A 15,165-nucleotide genomic window follows, 5' to 3' on the forward strand; every position below is an offset into this window, starting at 1 on the left:
CACGGGCCACCGACAACGGTGCCGCCCCGGTCTCCTCCTCTCCGTGTCCCCTGCTCCTCCCCGCTCCCGCGACACCGCCCGCACAGCGAGTGACCGCGCCGCGACCCTCGGCCGCCCCGGAACGGAGTGTCAGTGCGGCGTGGCAGGATCGGGGACGTGGCAGAGACAGCAGCGAAGAAGACCGACCAGACCCCCGGCGCCGCCCGTCCCCGGCTGATGCTCATGGACGGGCACTCGCTGGCCTATCGCGCGTTCTTCGCGCTGCCCGCGGAGAACTTCACGACCGCGACCGGCCAGCCGACGAACGCGATCTACGGCTTCGCGTCGATGCTGGCCAACACCCTGCGTGACGAGGCGCCCACGCACTTCGCGGTCGCCTTCGACGTCTCGCGCAAGACCTGGCGCTCCGAGCGCTTCACCGAGTACAAGGCGAACCGGTCCAAGACCCCGGACGAGTTCAAGGGCCAGGTCGAGCTGATCGGCGAGCTGCTCGACGCGATGCACGCGCCCCGCTTCGCCGTCGAGGGCTTCGAGGCGGACGACATCATCGCCACCCTTGCCACGCAGGCCGAGGCAGCGGGCTTCGAGGTGCTCATCGTCACCGGCGACCGCGACTCCTTCCAGCTGGTCACCGAGAACATCACGGTGCTCTACCCGACGAAGGGCGTCTCGGAGCTGACCCGGTTCACCCCGGAGAAGGTTTTCGAGAAGTACGGCTTGACGCCCGCCCAGTACCCCGACTTCGCGGCCCTGCGCGGCGACCCCTCCGACAACCTCCCCGGCATCCCCGGCGTGGGCGAGAAGACCGCCGCGAAGTGGATCAACCAGTTCGGCTCCTTCGCCGAGCTGGTCGAGCGCGTCGAGGAGGTCAAGGGCAAGGCCGGGCAGAACCTCCGCGACCACCTGGAGTCGGTCAAGCTCAACCGCGTCCTGACCGAGCTGGAGCGCGCGGTCGAGCTGCCGAAGACGGTCGCCGAGCTGGAGCGGGCGCCGTACGACCGCAAGACCGTCGCGATGATCCTGGACACCCTGGAGATCCGCAACCCGTCGCTGCGCGAGCGGCTCTACGCCGTCGACCCCGGCGCGGAGGAGGCCGAGACCACCCCGGTCACCACCGAGGGCGTGGAGATCGACGGCGCGGTCCTGGGCACCGGCGAGCTGGCTCCCTGGCTCACCGGGCACGGTGCCGACACCCTGGGCGTGGCCACGGTCGACACCTGGGCGCTGGGCACCGGCTCGGTCGCCGAGGTGGCCCTCGCCGCGGCCGGGGGAGCGGCCGTCTGGTTCGACCCGGCCGAGCTGGACGAGGCCGACGAGAACGCGTTCGCGGCCTGGCTGGCCGACTCCGCCCGCCCCAAGGTGTTCCACAACGCCAAGGGCGCCATGCGCGTCTTCGCCGAGCACGGCTGGAGCGTCGACGGCGTCGCCATGGACACCGCGCTCGCCGCGTACCTGGTCAAGCCGGGCCGCCGCTCCTTCGACCTGGACGCGCTGTCCCTGGAGTACCTGCACCGCGAGCTGGCCCCGGCCGCCGCGGCCGACGGCCAGCTCGCCTTCGGCGCGGACGACGGCGCCGAGGCCGAGGCCCTGATGGTCCAGGCCCGCGCGGTCCTCGACCTGGGCGGGGCCTTCGGGACCCGCCTGGCGGAAGTCGGCGCGGCGGACCTGCTGCGCGACATGGAGCTGCCCACCTCCGCCCTGCTCGCCCGTATGGAGCGGCACGGCATCGCGGCCGACCGGGCGCACCTGGAAGCCATGGAGCAGACCTTCGCGGGCGCGGTGCAGCAGGCCGTGAAGGAGGCCCACGCCGCCGCCGGCCGGGAGTTCAACCTGGGCTCGCCCAAGCAGCTCCAGGAGATCCTCTTCGACGAGCTGGCCCTGCCGAAGACCAAGAAGACCAAGACCGGCTACACCACGGACGCCGACGCCCTGGCCTGGCTCGCCACCCAGACCGACAACGAACTGCCGGTCATCATGCTCCGCCACCGCGAGCAGGCCAAGCTGCGCGTCACGGTCGAGGGCCTGATCAAGACCATCGCGGCCGACGGCCGTATCCACACGACCTTCAACCAGACGGTGGCCGCGACCGGCCGGCTGTCCTCCACGGACCCGAACCTGCAGAACATCCCGGTGCGCACCGACGAGGGCCGGGCGATCCGCCGCGGCTTCGTGGTCGGCGACGGCTTCGAGTCCCTGATGACCGCCGACTACAGCCAGATCGAGCTGCGCGTGATGGCCCACCTCTCCGAGGACGAGGGCCTGATCGAGGCGTTCACCTCCGGCGAGGACCTGCACACCACGGTCGCCTCCCAGGTGTTCGCGGTCGAGCGGGACGCGGTGGACGCGGAGATGCGCCGCAAGATCAAGGCGATGTCGTACGGCCTCGCCTACGGCCTGTCCGCGTTCGGCCTCTCCCAGCAGCTGAACATCGACGCGGGCGAGGCACGCGCCCTGATGGACACCTACTTCGAGCGCTTCGGCGGGGTTCGCGACTACCTCCGCCGCGCGGTCGACGAGGCCCGGGCGACGGGCTACACGGCGACCCTCTTCGGCCGCCGCCGATACCTCCCCGACCTCAACAGCGACAACCGCCAGCGCCGCGAGGCGGCCGAGCGCATGGCCCTCAACGCCCCCATCCAGGGGACGGCGGCGGACATCGTCAAGATCGCCATGCTCAAGGTGGACAGCGCGCTGCGGGCGGCGGACCTGAAATCCCGGATGCTCCTCCAGGTCCACGACGAAATCGTCCTGGAGATCGCCCCCGGCGAGCACCGGGCCGCGGAGGAGCTCGTCCGCCGCGAGATGGCGAACGCCGTCCATCTCAAGGCCCCCCTGGACGTCTCGGTGGGCGCGGGCCCGGACTGGGAGTCCGCGGCGCACTAGCCCGCGGTGCTTCGGCGGAGGGGCGTTGCCGGCGAAGGCCCGGGATGGCGCCCCTCTTCGGGTGCGGGGACTTTCTCCGCACCCGCCGAAGCCCACCCGCCGAAACCCACCCGGACCCCACCCGCCCGGACCCCCACCCACCCGCAGCACCCGACCGACACCACCACGGCGAACCGGCCAAGCCTCCCCCGCAAGGGCCGTCACTCACGTGGCCCCCGCCAAAACGCCCCGCACCCCCCGCAGCCGCAACACTGCGGGCATGGGTATACGCATGCTTCACCGCCGGACGCCCGAGGCCCACACCCGGGCGGCCTGGCAAGGCATCTCCTCGACGCAGGCCCGGCTGCCTGTCTCGCCGGTCCCACCCCTCGCGGCCGGCGCCAGCACAGCCCGTGTCCCCGTCGACCTCGCGAGGACCGTCCGTACGGCCACCGCGGACCTGCGCCGCAGGTGCGCCGGTCCGGCCGCCCGTGCGGACCGCGTTCCGGACTGGCGCCAGTGGGCCGACCTGGCCCGCGGCTACCTCGCCCTCGCGCTCAGCCTCGTCCCGAGAGCGCGCCCCCGGCCCACCCTCACGGTCTTCGTCGCCTCCCTCACCGACCGGCGGGCCGGCGCCGGGCCGCAGCGGCCGCCGCGCCGCGATCCCCGGGACCGTCCGGCGCCGGGACCGGACGCCACGCCCTGACCCCGGCGGCGTACAGCAGCAGCCCCGGGACCAGCCCCGCACCCACCCCGAAACACAGGGCCGCCACCAGGTCCCCCGGCCGGGCCGGAGCACCCCCGCCCGCCCACTCCCGCGCCACCCGCTGCACCGCCCCGGCCGCCGCGCAGCCGCCGACGAGCACCCCGGCCCACCAGCGGTCCCGCACGGACAGCACCGGCACCCCCGCCGGCTCCCCGCCGGGCAGCCTGCGCAGCGCCCGTACGGCGAACGCGGCGAGCACGGCCGCACCCGCCACGGACGAGCCGTACCGGAGCCACGCGACCAGCGGCACGCCCAGCGGCCGGTCCCGTTCGACGTCCGGAATCAGCCGGGTCCGTGGCGGGCTCCTTCGCACCCGACATGACCTTCTGCGCGGCGAATGTCCTGCCCGGTGGCATGGAGTTCGGCGCGGTCACACACGCGTTCTTCGGGGTCGTCACGGTCGATGTGCTCATCGCCTGGGCGCTGGTGGGACTGTGGCTGCTTGGTCCGCGAACCATTGCTCGCGCTGTTGCCCCGGGCCGCGCAGGGGCGGCCGGCCGCGCTGCTGCGCTGCGGTGCGCCACGCGAGCACCGCCGTTACCAGCGGGCCGCGCCCGGTCCCGTCCCGGCGCACCGCCGGCTGGACGGCCGCCGCATGGCTGAGTGTGAACGGCAACAGGGCCCCCTCGAAGGGTCCTTGGCCGTGCCACCGGTGGCGGTGATCAGGCCCGTTCAGTGTGCGGGACCTCCCTGAGCGCCCGCGGGCAGGAACGAGAGTCGGCCAACCGGTGAAAACCGGACGTGAACAGGTGCCCGTGTCAGACAAGTTGCCGTAGGGTCGCGAGCGGCGCCGGACCGGCGCGCCGGGCGCACGCACCGCACAGCGGGCACGGTGCAACAGACGCAACCGGAGCGCCGGGTCAACCGTCACACCAGAGCGAGACGGACGGACGGAGACGGACGCAGGGGCGTCCACAGGAGGGGTCACTTTATGGCGGCGCATTTCGGCAGGCGGCTGCGCAAGGGGGCGGCGACCACCGCCGTGGCCGCGGCGGCGGTCGCGGCTCTGTCCGCGTCCCAGGCTCCGGGAGCGACCGGCGGGGACCACGGCAGACAGACGGCGGCCGGGGCCTCCGCTCCCGTACCCGGCGCGGACGGAGGCGGCGCCACCGGCAACTCGCCGTACTACACGGACCTTCCGCCGCTGAACAGCCCCAACCCCAGCCCGAGCCCCAGCTCCACGCCGACCGCGGGCACCCCGGTCCCCCAGGGCGACGGGGAGGCCGGCATACCCGCGACGGTCCTCGACGCCTACAAGAAGGCCGAGGCCGAACTGCGCTCCTCCAAGCCCGACTGCAACCTGCCCTGGCAACTGCTCGCCGCCATCGGCAAGGTCGAGTCGGGCCAGGCCGACGGCGGCCGGGTCAGCGCCGACGGCACCACGTTGACCCCGATCCTGGGCCCGGTGCTCGACGGCAACGGCTTCGCGCTCATCAAGGACACCGACCACGGGGCGTACGACGGCAGCGCCGCGTACGACCGGGCCGTCGGCCCGATGCAGTTCATCCCGTCGACCTGGGCCTGGGCCGGCCGCGACGGCAACGGCGACGGCAAGAAGGACCCCAACAACGTCTACGACGCCGCCCTCGCCGCAGGGCACTACCTGTGCCGCAACGGCTGGGACCTTTCGCGCGAGGCCGACCTGAGCAGCGCGATCCTCAGCTACAACAATTCGCAGGACTACCTGAACACGGTTCTGAGCTGGCTGGAGTACTACCGCAAGGGCAGCCACTCCGTGCCCGACGGCACCGGCGGCCTGCCCAGCCACCGCAGCGACGACGGCACCGGGCGCACCACGTCACCGTCGCCGACGCCCTCTGGCCCACCGAAGGCCGAGCCCGGCCCGAAGCCGCACCCGAAGCCCAGCGCACCGGGCAAGCCCGGCGGAGGCGGCAGCCCCGGCCCGACCCCGTCCAAGCCGCCCGCGCCGACGCCCACACCGACCCCCACGGACACGGTGGACCACCTGGAGAACGCGGGCACCACCCAGCTCACCGCGATGGCCGGCGACACCTTCACCGAGCGGATCTCCACCCGCGCCGCGACCAAGCTGGGCAACGCCGTCGCCAAGGTGCGCATCCGGTTCACGATCAGCGGCGACACCGACACCGCGTTCGCCGGCGGCGAGAGCGTCGCCACGGTCGTCACGGACGCCAAGGGCGTCGCCCTCGCCCCCGCGCTCCAGGCGGGCGAGAAGACCGGCGACTTCAAGGTCACCGCGACCGTCGTGGGCCGCTCGACCCAGGGCGTCGACTACACGGCCACCGTCACCGCGCGCGCCGCCGACACCCTGACCCGCACCGGCGACACCCCGCTGACCTGCACTCCGGGCGGCGAGTTCGCCGACCAGGTCCAGGTGAAGGCGACGTACAAGGGCGCCGTCGCGGACAGGGTCGCGGCCACCGCCACCCTGATCAAGTCGCCCCTCGACCCGAGCGAGAACGACAAGGGCCCCTACTTCAAGGACGCGAAGGGCAAGACGGTCCGCACCCTCACCGGTCTCCAGACCGACGCCAAGGGCCTGCTCACGCTGCCGAAGCTGTACGCCGACGACGCCACCGGCACCTTCCTGCTCCGGATCACCACCACCGGCGGCGCGGTCCTCACGGTCGAGCTGAAGGTCGCCGCCGCCGACACCTCGGCGAGCCCCAGCCCGTCGCCGAGCCCGTCCGCGTAACCGCTCGTCGCCCGAGGGGCGTTCCTCCGCCACGGCGGTGGGGCGCCCCTCATCCATGCGTGCAACGTGTTCTCTTCTCGCCCGGGCGTTGCTACGGTGCCGGACCTGACGGAGTATCAGCTCAGGCCTGTCGGGAGGCCGTATGCGCGCCCTGATCGCCGCCGCGACCGGTCTCGTCGTCGCGGTCGCCCTGGTCCTCACGATCACCGCGATGGGCACACCGGACGGCGCGACCTCCCCGAAACCGCTGCTGACCACGGTGCCCGCGCACCCCTAACCGACCGGCAGGGAGGCCGAGATGCGCCGCAAGGCCAGTCTGATCCTGCTCGCCTGCGCCGTCTTCTGCGCGGCGCTGTCCCCGCTGATGCGCTGGTACGCCTTCCCGCGCCTGGCGAGGATCCCCGCGAACCAGTACCAGGACATGGTCCTGGAGGCCAAGGACGCCACCCTCCTCGACTACGGCACCATGCAGGCCAGGAAGGTCCCCGAGGTCACCATCGTGCAGACCCTCAAGGGCAACGTGGCGGCCGCGAAGAGGATCGAGAAGACGGCGGGGCGGCCGGTCGTCGTCTGGGACAGCCTGTCCTTCGTCCAGGGCCCCGACGGCAAGATGGTCTCCAAGGTCCCCGAGCGCTACATCTTCGACGCCCACACCCAGGACCCCGTGCACGCCACCGGCGAGATGGTCGACGGCGACCCGGTCACCCGCCAGGGCATCGAGTTCAAGTGGCCCTTCCTGACCCAGAAGCGCGACTACGAGTACTTCGACGCCCAGACCCGCACCACCAGCCCCATCCACTACAAGGGCACGCAGACCTTCCGCGGCCTGAAGGTCTACTACTTCGAGCAGACCATCCCCTGGACCAAGGTCCCCATGCCGAAGACGATGCCCGTGCAGGGCATCACGCCGGAGTCGGTGGCCAGGACGGGCACGACCCGCTGGTACAGCACGGTCCGCAAGTTCTGGGTCGAGCCCGTCACCGGCGCGCCCGTCTACGGCGAGGAGGACCACAAGGAGGAACTGCGCGGCGGCACCCTGCTCGGCGGCCGGGCGAGTGTCACGGCGTTCGCCGGTACCGTGAAGATGCGCGAGGACTACATCGAGCACACGGTCGCCCTGGTCAAGCACAACCGCACCCTCGTCCTGGCGCTCACCTCCTACGTCCCCTGGGGCTCGCTCGTCCTGGGGATCCTGCTCCTGGCGCTCTCCCTCCTCCTGGAGGCCCGCTCCCGCCACCCCCAGGATCCCGCCCCGGCGCAGTCGGCGGAGCCGGAGCCGGTCAGCGCCTGAGCCGCGCGTTGGTGTGCCGGGTGGGCTCGGCGGTCGCCGGGTCCTCGGGCCACGGATGCTTCGGATACCGTCCGCGCAACTCCGCGCGGACGCCCTTGTAGCCGTCCTTCCAGAAGGAGGCCAGGTCGGCCGTGACAGCGGCGGGACGCCCGGCAGGGGAGAGCAGATGCACCAGGAGCGGCACCCCCGCCACGGCCGGTGTCTCGTCCAGCCCGAACATCTCCTGCAACTTGACGGCGAGCACCGGCCGTTCGGGATCGTCGTAGTCGATCCGGATGCTGGATCCGCTGGGTACGGCGATCCGCTCCGGCGCCAGCTCGTCGAGCCGGCCCGCCTCCCCGCTCGCCCACGGCAGCAGCCGCGTGAGCGCCTGTCCGGCGTCGATCCGCGCGAGATCGGCCCGCCGGCGAGCCCGGCTCAGCTCCGGCTCCAGCCACTCGTCCACGCGCGCGTGGAGCGCGTCGTCGGACACGTCCGGCCATGGCTCCCTGAGATGCGTTCGCAGAAAGGCCAGCCGCCGGCGCAGCGTCTCCGCCCCCGGCGACCAGCGCAACAGCCCGAGCCCGTCCTGCCGGAGGCCGTCGAGGAGAGCGGCGCGCACGAGGGCGGGCTCGGCGTCCCGCAGCGGCCGCACGGCCAGCTCGATCGCCCCCAGCCGCTCGACCCGCCGGGCCACGACATCCCCGCCGTCCCAGCGCACCTCGTCCCGCTCGCTCAGCAGGGACCCGGCGGCGGACCGGGCCACGTCCTCCCGCACCGCAGCCGCGAGCCGCACACGCGCGTGCCCCGTGCCGCCGGGCCGGTCGGCGACGGCCACCACGATCCACGGCGCCCCGCGCAACGCCGACCCGTCGGCCGGCTCGGCCCGGTTCCCGGAAGCCATGAGGTACGACCCGCCGTCGAGCTTGGCCACCCGCTCGGGAAAGGCGAGCGCGGCGACGAGTCCGGCGAGCTGGTCGACCTCGGTGCCCGGCCCCACGTGAACGGCACTCTCCGACCGGAAGCCGTCCGCTCGGGAGTCATCCGACCCGGAGTCCCGGGCCGGCGGGCGGGCAGGATCGGCGGCGACGGCCCGCAGCCGCCGAACCTCCGCGGCCCACCGCCCGGCGTAGGCATCACCCCCACGCCGCGCACGTCGCAACGCACCGGCAAGATCGTCCCCGTAGTCCCGCGGCACCTCCTCGGAGAGCAGCGCGACCACCTCCGCACCCGCACCCGAGGTGTCCAGCAACGCCCGCCCCAGCCGGGGGTGCACCCCCAGCCGCGCCAACCGCACCCCGAGCCCCGTGGCCCGCCCGGCGGAGTCCACCGCCCCCACGGCCGCCAGCGCAGAGCGCCCGGCCGCCATCGCCCCACCCGGCGGTGGATCCAGCAGCGCCAGCCCGGAGGCGTCGGGATCGCCCCAGCAGGCCGTCTGAAGGGCGAACGCGGTCAGGTCGGCCAGCTTGATCTCCGGCGCCGGATACGCGGGCAGACGGCCGTCCTCGGCCTCGGTCCAGCACCGGTACACCGCCCCCGGCGCCTCACGCCCCGCGCGCCCGGCCCGCTGCCGCCCGGCCGCCCGCGACGCCCGTACGGTCGTCAGCCCGCTCAGTCCGCGCGCGTGGTCCACCCGCGGCTCCCGCGCCAGCCCCGCGTCGACCACCACGCGCACCCCGGGCACGGTCAGCGACGACTCGGCGACGGACGTGGCCAGCACGACCCGGCGCCGCCGCCCGCCCGCCAGCACCGCGTCCTGCACCGCGGCCGGCGCCCGCCCGTGCACCTGGAGCACCTCGACGTCCCCCAGGTCCCCGAGCTGCCCGGCCACGCGCGCGATCTCGCCGACACCGGGCAGGAAACACAGCACGTCGCCCGCCCGCTCGGCCAGCGCCCGCCGCACCACCGACGCCACGTGCGCCAGCATCGCCGGATCGACCCGCATCCCGTGCGGCGGCCGTACCGGCCGCGCCGGGGGCGCCCACACCACCTCCACCGGATGCGCGACGCCCGCCGCCTCGACCACCGGTGCCCCGCCGAGCAGCCGGGCCCAGCCCGCCGCGTCCGTCGTCGCCGACGCGGCCACGAGCCGCAGCTCCGGCCGCAGCGTCTGGCGCACGTCCCAGAGGAAGGCGGCCGCCGTGTCGGCGTCCAGATGCCGTTCATGGCACTCGTCGAGCACGACGACGTCGACGCCCGGCAGCTCCGGGTCCCGTTGCAGCCGCTGGAGGAGCATACCGGTCGTCACGACCTCCACGCGCGTGTGCCGCCCCACGGCCCGCTCACCGCGCACCGTGAAGCCCACGCTCTCACCGGGCTTCTCGCCCAGCAGCCACGCCATCCGCCGGGCCGCCGCCCGCGCCGCGATCCGCCGCGGCTCGGCCACCACGACCCGCCGCGCCGTACCGCCACCGACCAGCCCCGCCAGCACCAGCGGCACCAGCGTCGTCTTGCCGGTGCCGGGCGGCGCCACCAGGACGGCGGTGCCGCCCGCCTCCAGGGCGTCGGTCAGGTCGGGCAGGGCGGAGCGCACGGGCAGCGCGTCCAGGGCGTCGTAACGGATCACGCCCCCCAGTGTCGTACGACGGGAAACGGGCCCCACGCGCGCGTGTGCCTCCCTTCGCAGGCGAAGAGAGGCACGGAGAACGCCGGTGAGGGTCAGTCGCGCTCGCACACGAAGATCGCCGTGCCCGGGAGCAGGCTCCCGCGCAGCGGGGACCAGCCGCCCCACTCCGAGGTGTTCCAGGCCGGCCACTCCGGCTCCACGAGGTCCACCAGCCGGAAACCGGAGGCCACGACGTCCCGGACGCGGTCGCCGAGCGTCCGGTGGTGCTCGACGTAGACCGCCCGGCCCTGCTCGTCCTGCTCCACGTACGGCGTGTGGTCGAAGTACGAGGAGGACACCGACAGGCCCTCGGGGCCCGGCTCGTCCGGGAACGCCCAGCGGATCGGGTGCGTCACCGAGAAGACGAACCGCCCGCCCGGCCGCAGCACCCGGCGCACCTCGCGCAGCACCAGCCGCGGGTCCGCGACGAAGGGCAGCGCCCCGTACGCGGAACACGCCAGGTCGAAGGAGCCGTCCGCGAACGGCAGCGCGGAGGCGTCCGCGCAGACGAGGGGAAACGATCCGCCGATCCGCAGGGCGTGCTGGAGCTGGCGGTGCGAGAGGTCCAGCGCCACCGGCCGGGCCCCCTGGGCGGCCAGCCAGCGTGCGCACTGGCCCGCGCCCGCGCCGATCTCCAGGACCCCCTTGCCCTTCAGCTCCTCCAGCGGGCCGAGCAGCTCGGCCTCCACCTCGTCCAGGCCCTCCGGACCCCACACGAAGCGGTCGTCGCCGAGGAACGTGCCGTGTTCGACCTGGTACTCGTCCGCGTTACGGTCCCACCAGCCCCGATTGGCCCGCGCGCTCTCCGTGACACCGGCGTCACGCCGTGTGGCTTCCGAGGTGGAATCCACGGTGTTGCCCGGGTCATAGCTTTCCGGCTCTTGGATGATCGGCTCCCTCGTCGTACTCTTCCGTCCAACCCGCCGGGGTCTGCCACGGAAGGGTCCCGGAGGCCTGCGTACGGCCACCCGGGACGTTTCTTCTGCCGGGTATACGGCGATCCGCCCCCCGTGTGCGCCTTCGCGCATTGACCCTGTCCGGCTGCCCCCGTATGCTACAAGTTGCGCTGCGGGCCTGCGCACCTCAGACGTAGCAGGCTGCGCTCGCATCTGTTGTATGTCCCCTCGGTTGTCGAGGCGCCACCAGCGGTTTTGTGTGGCGCTTCCTTGGCTGTCCGGCTTCATCAGAGCGATACGGGCTCCCGGCGTAGCAGTACCTACGACTTCAATGTCCGTACCGGAGCCCTTTCCCACATGACGAGCAGCACCGAGACCACCGCCACCACCCCGCAGGTTGCGGTCAACGACATCGGTAACGAGGAAGCCTTCCTCGCCGCGATCGACGAGACGATCAAGTACTTCAACGACGGCGACATCGTCGACGGCGTCATCGTGAAGGTCGACCGGGACGAGGTCCTGCTCGACATCGGTTACAAGACCGAAGGTGTCATCCCGAGCCGCGAGCTCTCGATCAAGCACGACGTCGACCCCAACGAGGTCGTCGCCGTCGGTGACGAGATCGAGGCCCTCGTCCTCCAGAAGGAGGACAAGGAAGGCCGCCTGATCCTCTCGAAGAAGCGCGCCCAGTACGAGCGTGCCTGGGGCACCATCGAGAAGATCAAGGAAGAGGACGGCATCGTCACCGGTACCGTCATCGAGGTCGTCAAGGGTGGTCTCATCCTCGACATCGGCCTCCGCGGCTTCCTCCCGGCCTCCCTGGTCGAGATGCGCCGCGTCCGCGACCTCCAGCCCTACGTGGGCAAGGAGCTCGAGGCGAAGATCATCGAGCTGGACAAGAACCGCAACAACGTGGTCCTGTCCCGCCGTGCCTGGCTGGAGCAGACCCAGTCCGAGGTCCGCCAGACGTTCCTCACGACCCTCCAGAAGGGTCAGGTCCGCTCCGGCGTGGTCTCCTCGATCGTCAACTTCGGTGCCTTCGTGGACCTGGGTGGCGTCGACGGTCTGGTCCACGTCTCCGAGCTGTCCTGGAAGCACATCGACCACCCGTCCGAGGTCGTCGAGGTCGGCCAGGAGGTCACCGTCGAGGTCCTCGACGTGGACATGGACCGCGAGCGCGTCTCCCTGTCGCTGAAGGCGACCCAGGAAGACCCGTGGCAGCAGTTCGCCCGGACCCACCAGATCGGTCAGGTCGTCCCGGGTAAGGTCACCAAGCTGGTTCCGTTCGGTGCGTTCGTCCGCGTGGACGAGGGCATCGAGGGTCTGGTCCACATCTCCGAGCTGGCCGAGCGCCACGTGGAGATCCCGGAGCAGGTCGTCCAGGTCAACGACGAGATCTTCGTCAAGGTCATCGACATCGACCTCGAGCGTCGTCGCATCAGCCTCTCGCTGAAGCAGGCCAACGAGTCCTTCGGTGCCGACCCGGCCTCGGTCGAGTTCGACCCGACCCTGTACGGCATGGCCGCGTCCTACGACGACCAGGGCAACTACATCTACCCCGAGGGCTTCGACCCCGAGACCAACGACTGGCTCGAGGGCTACGAGAAGCAGCGCGAGGAGTGGGAGCGCCAGTACGCCGAGGCGCAGACCCGCTTCGAGCAGCACCAGCAGCAGGTCATCAAGTCCCGCGAGGCCGACGCCGCTGCCGCGGCCGAGGGCGGCGAGGCTGCGGCTCCGGCCGCGACCGGTGGCTCGTACTCCTCCGAGGGCGCCGACACCTCCGGTGCGCTGGCCTCGGACGAGGCGCTGGCCGCGCTGCGCGAGAAGCTGGCGGGCGGCCAGAGCTGAACGCTCACCGCTGAGGCCTAGCCGATAGCTGGTCCTGAGGGGCCGTACCTTCCGAGGTGCGGCCCCTCAGGCGTTCTCCGGGGACTGACGCCTGCTTCCTTGATCAGGAAAGTGCCGGGCGGGAATGCCCCCGGTCCAGAGGGCGTTGACCCTGAGGAACACGAGGAGGAGCGGTCACAGTGCTTGATCCGCAGGGTTTGTACGCATGGGAGCCGAAGGGCCTCGCCGTTGTCGACATGGCGCTCGCCCAGGAGTCGGCCGGCCTTGTCATGCTCTACCACTTCGACGGATACATCGACGCGGGTGAGACCGGCGACCAGATCGTCGACCGGCTGCTCGACTCACTGCCCCACCAGCTCGTCGCCCGTTTCGACCACGACCGGCTCGTGGACTACCGGGCCCGCCGGCCTCTGCTGACCTTCAAGCGGGACCACTGGACCGAGTACGAGGACCCGACCCTGGAGGTCCGCCTCGTCCAGGACACCACGGGCGCCCCCTTCCTGCTGCTGTCCGGGCCCGAGCCCGACGTGGAGTGGGAGCGCTTCGCCGCCGCCGTACGGCAGATCGTGGAGCGGCTCGGCGTGCGCCTGTCCGTGAACTTCCACGGCATCCCCATGGGCGTGCCGCACACCCGCCCGGTCGGCCTCACCCCGCACGGGAACCGCACCGATCTCGTCCCCGGCCACCGCAGCCCCTTCGAGGAGGCCCAGGTGCCCGGCAGCGCCGAGTCGCTGGTGGAGTACCGCCTCAGCGAGGCCGGGCACGATGTCCTGGGCGTCGCCGCGCACGTCCCGCACTACATCGCCCGCTCCCCGTACCCGGACGCGGCCCTCACCGTGCTGGAGGCCATCACGGCCGCCACCGGCCTGGTCCTCCCGGGCGTGGCGCACGCGCTGCGCACGGAGGCGCACCGCACGCAGACGGAGATCGACCGCCAGATCCGGGAGGGCGACGAGGAACTGACCGCGCTCGTCCAGGGCCTGGAGCACCAGTACGACGCCGCGGCCGGCGCCGAGACCCGGGGCAACATGCTCGCGGAGCCGGCGGAGATTCCGTCCGCCGACGAGATCGGCCGGGAGTTCGAGCGCTTCCTGGCCGAGCGGGAGGGCGACAACTGACCTCCGCCGGTTCCGTTGTCAGTGGCAGGGCCTAAGCTTCGGCACATGCTGAAAGTGGGCCTGACCGGTGGCATCGGCGCCGGCAAGAGCGAGGTGTCCCGGCTGCTCGTGGAGCGCGGCGCCGTGCTGATCGACGCGGACCGCATCGCGCGCGAGGTCGTGGCGCCGGGCACCCCCGGTCTCGCGTCCGTGGTCGAGGCCTTCGGCACGGACGTCCTCGCGGCCGACGGCGGCCTGGACCGGCCCCGGCTCGGGTCCGTCGTCTTCGCCGACCCCGAGAAGCTCGCCGTGCTGAACTCGATCGTGCATCCCCTGGTCGGTCTCCGCTCCCGTGAACTGGAGGAGGCCGCGGCCCCCGATGCCGTCGTGATCCATGACGTACCCCTCCTCACCGAGAACGGTCTGGCGCCGCTCTACGACCTCGTGATCGTCGTGGACGCGAGCCCCGAGACCCAGCTCGACCGGCTGGTACGGCTGCGCGGAATGACCGAGGAGGACGCACGCGCACGCATGGCCGCGCAGGCCACGCGCGCACAGCGCAGGGAGACAGCGGACATCGTGATCGACAACGACGTCCCCCTGGACACGCTGCACAAGCGTGTCGCCGACGTGTGGGACGAGCTCGTACGACGCGCTCGCGAGGCGTCCGCGGAATAGCGGGCCCCTGACCGGGCGTTGAACGCTCCGAGTGAGGGAAGGACTCTGCCGTGCCCGAGACCAGCGGTTCCACCGGACGTACTCCGGAAACGCATGTCATCGACTTCCGTGCAGCCGAGCAGCTGCTCAACTCACGGGACCCGCGGGGCGCGGTGAAACTTCTCGACGGAGTCATCGCCGCACACCCGGAGAACACCGCAGCCCGACTGCTCCGCGCGCGAGCCTTCTTCGCGGCGGCGCAACTGCGGCCCGCCGAGCTGGAGTTCACCATCGTGCTGGAGCGCGAGCCGGACAACGCGTTCGCGCACTTCGCGCTGGCCCGCACCTACGAACGCCAGGGCCGCTCCGACCAGGCCAAACGCCATTTCCGGCTGGCGGCCGCGCTCGACCCGAATCCGCAGTATCTGAAGGCGGCCCGCTTCGACGACTGACCGGCCCCGCGATCGGCGTCCCGTGCCGGGGGCGG

General features: G+C 72.4%; 12 protein-coding genes and 1 pseudogene. 10 read left to right on the forward strand and 3 right to left on the reverse strand.

Features of this window, described 5'->3' with window-relative positions; translation table 11 throughout:
* Positions 1–156 precede the first annotated feature (156 nt).
* Complete coding sequence (polA, locus tag ACZ4MF_RS02560; RefSeq protein ID WP_467489071.1) at positions 157–2,883, forward strand: DNA polymerase I; 2,727 nt, start codon at positions 157–159, stop codon at positions 2,881–2,883.
* 259 nt (positions 2,884–3,142) lie between these two features.
* A complete protein-coding gene (locus tag ACZ4MF_RS02565; protein WP_467489073.1) occupies positions 3,143–3,568 on the forward strand; it encodes a hypothetical protein in 426 nt (141 codons plus the stop codon).
* On the opposite strand, the gene ACZ4MF_RS02570 is transcribed toward ACZ4MF_RS02565, so the two are convergent.
* The gene (locus ACZ4MF_RS02570; RefSeq protein ID WP_467489075.1) at positions 3,477–3,941 is read right to left on the reverse strand and encodes a hypothetical protein; all 465 of its coding nucleotides are present in this window, start codon (positions 3,939–3,941) and stop codon (positions 3,477–3,479) included. The genes ACZ4MF_RS02565 and ACZ4MF_RS02570 overlap by 92 nt on opposite strands.
* Here ACZ4MF_RS02570 and ACZ4MF_RS02575 point away from each other — a divergent pair.
* The 4 genes and pseudogenes from ACZ4MF_RS02575 to pgfA form a co-directional block, all read left to right on the forward strand.
* Positions 3,923–4,166 (forward strand): annotated as a pseudogene (locus tag ACZ4MF_RS02575) (DUF4184 family protein); the annotation flags it as partial. The gene ACZ4MF_RS02570 and the pseudogene ACZ4MF_RS02575 overlap by 19 nt on opposite strands.
* 393 nt (positions 4,167–4,559) lie before the next feature.
* Positions 4,560–6,305 (forward strand): lytic transglycosylase domain-containing protein, encoded by a 1,746-nt coding sequence (locus tag ACZ4MF_RS02580; RefSeq protein WP_467489077.1) that lies wholly within the window; start codon positions 4,560–4,562, stop codon positions 6,303–6,305.
* Between the two features lie 142 nt (positions 6,306–6,447).
* Positions 6,448–6,582, forward strand: a complete 135-nt coding sequence (locus ACZ4MF_RS02585) for an SPW_0924 family protein (protein ID WP_467489079.1) — start codon at positions 6,448–6,450, stop codon at positions 6,580–6,582.
* Positions 6,583–6,603: 21 nt separating this feature from the next.
* A complete protein-coding gene (gene pgfA, locus ACZ4MF_RS02590) occupies positions 6,604–7,596 on the forward strand; it encodes a cell envelope lipid trafficking protein PgfA (protein ID WP_467489081.1) in 993 nt (330 codons plus the stop codon).
* Here the strand turns inward: pgfA and hrpB are convergent.
* Both hrpB and ACZ4MF_RS02600 read right to left on the reverse strand, forming a co-directional pair.
* The gene (hrpB, locus tag ACZ4MF_RS02595; RefSeq protein ID WP_467489083.1) at positions 7,586–10,141 is read right to left on the reverse strand and encodes an ATP-dependent helicase HrpB; all 2,556 of its coding nucleotides are present in this window, start codon (positions 10,139–10,141) and stop codon (positions 7,586–7,588) included. The two genes, pgfA and hrpB, sit on opposite strands and share 11 nt — an antisense overlap.
* 92 nt (positions 10,142–10,233) lie before the next feature.
* Positions 10,234–11,208, reverse strand: coding sequence for a class I SAM-dependent methyltransferase (locus tag ACZ4MF_RS02600; RefSeq protein WP_467489085.1), 975 nt, complete (start codon positions 11,206–11,208; stop codon positions 10,234–10,236).
* Positions 11,209–11,433: 225 nt separating this feature from the next.
* On the opposite strand from ACZ4MF_RS02600, the gene rpsA reads away from it, so the two are divergent.
* From rpsA to ACZ4MF_RS02620, 4 genes are all read left to right on the forward strand, one after another.
* Positions 11,434–12,924, forward strand: a complete 1,491-nt coding sequence (rpsA, locus tag ACZ4MF_RS02605) for a 30S ribosomal protein S1 (RefSeq protein WP_201838872.1) — start codon at positions 11,434–11,436, stop codon at positions 12,922–12,924.
* Between the two features lie 179 nt (positions 12,925–13,103).
* Positions 13,104–14,042, forward strand: a complete 939-nt coding sequence (locus ACZ4MF_RS02610) for a PAC2 family protein (RefSeq protein ID WP_356021206.1) — start codon at positions 13,104–13,106, stop codon at positions 14,040–14,042.
* 45 nt (positions 14,043–14,087) lie between these two features.
* On the forward strand, positions 14,088–14,699 hold the full coding sequence (gene coaE, locus ACZ4MF_RS02615; RefSeq protein WP_467489088.1) for a dephospho-CoA kinase: 612 nt from the start codon (positions 14,088–14,090) through the stop codon (positions 14,697–14,699).
* Positions 14,700–14,749: 50 nt separating this feature from the next.
* On the forward strand, positions 14,750–15,130 hold the full coding sequence (locus ACZ4MF_RS02620; protein WP_356021210.1) for a tetratricopeptide repeat protein: 381 nt from the start codon (positions 14,750–14,752) through the stop codon (positions 15,128–15,130).
* Positions 15,131–15,165 lie beyond the last annotated feature (35 nt).

It is taken from the genome of Streptomyces sp. NPDC025793 (assembly GCF_055558375.1).